The sequence below is a fragment of the Streptomyces sp. MnatMP-M17 genome (assembly GCF_900091995.1).
Classification (GTDB): domain Bacteria; phylum Actinomycetota; class Actinomycetes; order Streptomycetales; family Streptomycetaceae; genus Streptomyces.
Genome location: NZ_FMDK01000946.1, coordinates 1 through 4,008 on the forward strand (window position 1 = coordinate 1; position 4,008 = coordinate 4,008).

Consider the following 4,008-nt stretch of genomic DNA (forward strand, 5'->3'; position numbering starts at 1 on the left):
GGGCCCCCGCCCGCCGCGGGCCGTCAGCGGCGGGCGGGAGATCATGTGGGCTCGGTCGTCATGCGGTTGCCGCGATCTCTGTGGCCAGGGCGTCATGCAGCAGCTCCGCTTCGGTCAGGTAGCGCCTCGCGGTCAGCGGGACGGCCCAGCGGATGCGGCGGGACCTGTCCGTGAAATGCGCGGGCGGTACCGCCACGAACGTCGCGACGCCCAGCGGCACAACCTGCTTCGACGGAAGGGCCCACATATCCGTGGAACCCGGAGCCACGAACCAGTAGAGGGCCGATCCATACGAGTCCTGAATGACCGCCCCGCTGCTGCCGCCCAGGCGCTTGATCACACGCTCGCCGACATTGGTGCGTACCCGTACGGCATCCCAGTACCGCCCGGCGGCCACCAGCACCACGCTCGTCCCGGTCGGCGGCGTCCAGGCCTGCGGGGACTCAGGCTCGCCGGGCTCCTGACCGTGGCCCAGGTGTGCGCACAGCGCGAGAACGGACCGCGCCAGGGCGTGCGCGTACCGAACTGGCCCGAGCGGTCCGGGGCCGGCGTCCATGCGCCGCCGTGCCTCCTCGATGCCGGCCGGGGAGAAGCTCCCGAGCCGGCCCTCCGCCTCCGGGACCAGCAGCCCCAGAAAGCCACGCATCTGCGACGTGGCCACCTCCGGCTCCTCATCCAGCAAGGCTGCGCCGGCGTCAATGACGTACTGCGCCGTGCCGACCATCGTGGCGAAGTCGAGCGGCAGCGACTCCGCATCGGCGGCATCCTGTACGGCTGGTGGCTCATTCATGGCGTCCCCGGCTCGTCGGTAACGGTACGAGTCCAGGGTGGGCGCCGCGCACTTGTTCAGCGCTCACAGTTTGTGAGTGCTGTGAGTGCTGTGAGTGCTGTGAGTGCTGTGAGTGCTGTGAGCGTACCTACAGGCCGATCCAGGCAGCCATGTGCCCCAAGGTATCCGGGGTCGTCCGCGCCGTCCGGACCAGACCGGAGATGGTTTCCCGTGCCTCCGGGTGGTAGCGGGTCTGCTCCGGGGCTGCCTGACGGGCCTCCACGATGTGCCTCAGCGCGGCCTCCGAATGCCCGGTCTCCATCTCTACGAACGCCCAGTCGACGAGAAACCGAGCCCGCCGACTGGTCAACGTGTTCGGGGGCAGCTTCATCTTCCGGGCCTGAACCAGCGCATCGTCGTACTGGCGCATCTCGACCGACGCGCCCATCTCGTGCAGCCGCACATTGGTACGGCCGAATGACAGCCAGTGCACGTCCCGTGCTTCCCCGCCCACTCGCTTCGCCAACTCGTCTGCTGCCTTGATATGAGCGGCGACGGCATCCTCATCGCCGGCCCTGGCCGCGACGGCGGACGCCCCGAGGTGGAGCTGCCCCGCCACGGCCAGAGCCTCCCGGGACGACTCCAGCGCGAGCAGGCTATGCCCGGACGCGATAAGCCTCTGTCCCACAATGGGAGCACCAACCTTGTGATACCCCAGTGCCCGCTTGTACTGCCGGATCGCGGCGAGACACGGATCCGATGCTCGTGCGGCGGCCCAGTCCATACGGTCCAGTGCCACCGTGGACAGGTCGAAATAGCCCAGCTTCACGGCGACGTCGTGCGCCGTCCGGTAGGCCGAGGCCAGGGCCCGCCACACCTCCGTTGACGGGTCCGACCACCCCACATGCGTGAGCTCGGCAATGATCCCGGGGAGATCCCGGGCCGCCTTGCGCAGGTGCGTGGCACGCACGTCCTGGCACACCTGGTCCGCCGCGGCGACGAGTAACGCCGCAGGCCGCACCGTAAGTTCCGGGTTCGCCCCGAGGTCGTACAGATCGAGAGCCTCACGGATGGGCCGTACCAGGGCCGCGAGGCGATCCCGTTGAAGATCGGTCACATGGGGCTGTCCTGTCAGCAAGGTGACGTCGACTCGCAGCGCCTGCGCGACAGCCGCCACGAAGTCTGCCGTCGCCGGGCGCGCGCCGCATTCGACCTGGTTGAGGAGGCTGTACGAATACGGCAACCTGTCGGCCAGCTCCCTCTGCGTGAGGCGGGCCAGTTTTCGCTGCTCCCGGATGCGGGCGCCTGTGTGGTTGTCGTCCGGTAAAGGCATACTGGTCTCCGTTCCTGACTCGTCATCTGGAACGGTACTCACGCCCGCCCCCGTAGCCGTCCGGTTCGGGGGCGTTCGCATGTGGTCGACTGGACGGCATGACGACGAGGACCTTGTATCTGTTCGGTACCGCCGCGCCGCCCGTACTGGACATCGCCCAGGTGATCCATGATGCGCAGTCCCGAGGGTGGGATGTACGGCTCGGGTTGACGCCGACCGCCGCGCGCTGGCTCGGTGCTCGACTTCCAGAGATGGAGCGGTTGACCGGCGCCCCGGTCCGGTCGGAGTACAAGCTGCCGGGCGAGCCGGACGTATGGCCGAAGGCGGACGCGATCCTGATGGCGCCGGCCACGCTGAACACGATCAATCAGTGGGCGCTCGGACTGACGGAGAAGTTCGTGGTCGGCGTCGTCGCCGAAGGGATCGGGAAGCGGATCCCGCTGGTGACAATGCCCTGCGTCAACGCCGCCTACGTGCAGCACCCGCAGTTCGAACGGTCCATAGAGACACTGCGGAGCGCCGGGATCACGGTGCTGTACGGAGAGGGCGGGTTCGTGCCGAACGAGCCCGGCGAGAAGAAGCCGTTCCCGTGGACGTCAGCCCTGGCGGCGGTGGAGGCGGCGGCCGGGCCTGCTTAGCTGCGGCTGTGGCTATCGAACTCACCGACGAACTCATCCGCCTCGAACACTGCCGGGTCATTCGCCCACAGGTAGCCCCACGGACCACGCCGCAGGTGCGCGGTGAGTAGACCAGCCCGCCGGGCGGGGAACAGGTCGTTCGCGGGATGAGCAAGCTGGACCGGCGGCTGGCCCGGGTGACAAGCCGGTGGCCGATGCCGGCCCACCGCGCAAGCGCGGTCCGTCGGCAGGAACCGCAACCATCAACTGAGCAACCCCCACCCACGGCGACCACATCCGCGAGAGCGGCGCCGGCTCAGACGGGGGCGGGGTGAGTGGCGCGGGCGGGACCGGGGGAACGTGACCCGCCCGCGCCGAGTGCGCTGAGCCGAAGGTACGGGGGGAACCCCGGCTCGATGCGCGGCCGATGACCAGTCGGCTCACTCTTAACTGCGTCACGGTCCGGAAAAACGTCACACCTTAGGGCTCATGGCAGGGAACCAGCAGGTCAGAGTGGCGGGAGCAACGATCCGGCCGGGTCCGGGGCCGGGTGCGCGGTGGACGGTACGGGGGTCAGAAGTGGCGTCGGGGCGACGGACGACGGAGTTGGCGTCCAGAGGACCGGGCCGTCCGGCGGTCCGTTGTTGTCCTTTCCTCCGCCGCTGTTGCCGCCACCGCCACCGTTGCCGCCACCGTTGCCGTTCTCCGGGCCCTGCCCGTTGTCGTCGCCATGGCCGTTGCGGACCGAGCCGTCGCCTCGGCCGTCGTGGCCTCCGCTGTCGCCCTTGTCGTCCGTATCGCCCTTGCCGTCCAGCAACCGGTCGCAGAAACGCTTCGCTCCTCCGGTGCCGTCGGCCGCCGACTCCAGGGCCGCCTTGCGCTCCTTGTCGATCGTGCCGTCGCGATAGGCGCGGCAGGTGTCGAGCGTCTCGCGGTACAGCGTGCCCGCCCGGTGTCCCTGCGCCGAGGCCGACAGACCGCTCCCGGCGAGCGCGCCGTCCTCGCCCTGCCCGGAGTCGCCTTCCGCATGCGCGCCGTCGGTGCCGTCCGGGCCCTCCTCGGACGAGGGATGCGGTGTGAACAGTTCCTCGCGGTCCGGTCCCGGAGTCTCCGAGGGACCGGCGGTGTCCCGGCCGCCGCCGGACGGCCCGGAGACACGCGGTCCCGGAGTCGTCACCGACGAAACGGAGTTGGCCGGTACGGGATCGTGCTCGCCCGCGAACAGCGGCGGCATGACTCCGGCGCTCGCCGCGACGGCGATCCCGCCGAGCGCGCAGCCGGCCACCGCC

General features: G+C 69.8%; 3 protein-coding genes and 1 pseudogene. 1 reads left to right on the top strand and 3 read right to left on the bottom strand.

Annotated features, from left to right (window positions below):
* Positions 1 to 58: 58 nt before the first annotated feature.
* Positions 59 to 790: a DUF6415 family natural product biosynthesis protein gene (locus GA0115259_RS33925; RefSeq protein ID WP_093604029.1), complete on the bottom strand. Its 732-nt coding sequence runs from the start codon at positions 788 to 790 to the stop codon at positions 59 to 61.
* Positions 791 to 917: 127 nt separating this feature from the next.
* Positions 918 to 2,102: a helix-turn-helix domain-containing protein gene (locus GA0115259_RS33930; RefSeq protein ID WP_093604031.1), complete on the bottom strand. Its 1,185-nt coding sequence runs from the start codon at positions 2,100 to 2,102 to the stop codon at positions 918 to 920.
* A 98-nt stretch (positions 2,103 to 2,200) separates the two neighbouring features.
* Between GA0115259_RS33930 and GA0115259_RS33935 the strand changes: the two genes are divergently transcribed.
* On the top strand, positions 2,201 to 2,740 hold the full coding sequence (locus GA0115259_RS33935) for a flavoprotein (RefSeq protein WP_093604033.1): 540 nt from the start codon (positions 2,201 to 2,203) through the stop codon (positions 2,738 to 2,740).
* Between the two features lie 487 nt (positions 2,741 to 3,227).
* Here the strand turns inward: GA0115259_RS33935 and GA0115259_RS40825 are convergent.
* Positions 3,228 to 4,008: pseudogene (locus GA0115259_RS40825) on the bottom strand (hypothetical protein); the annotation flags it as partial.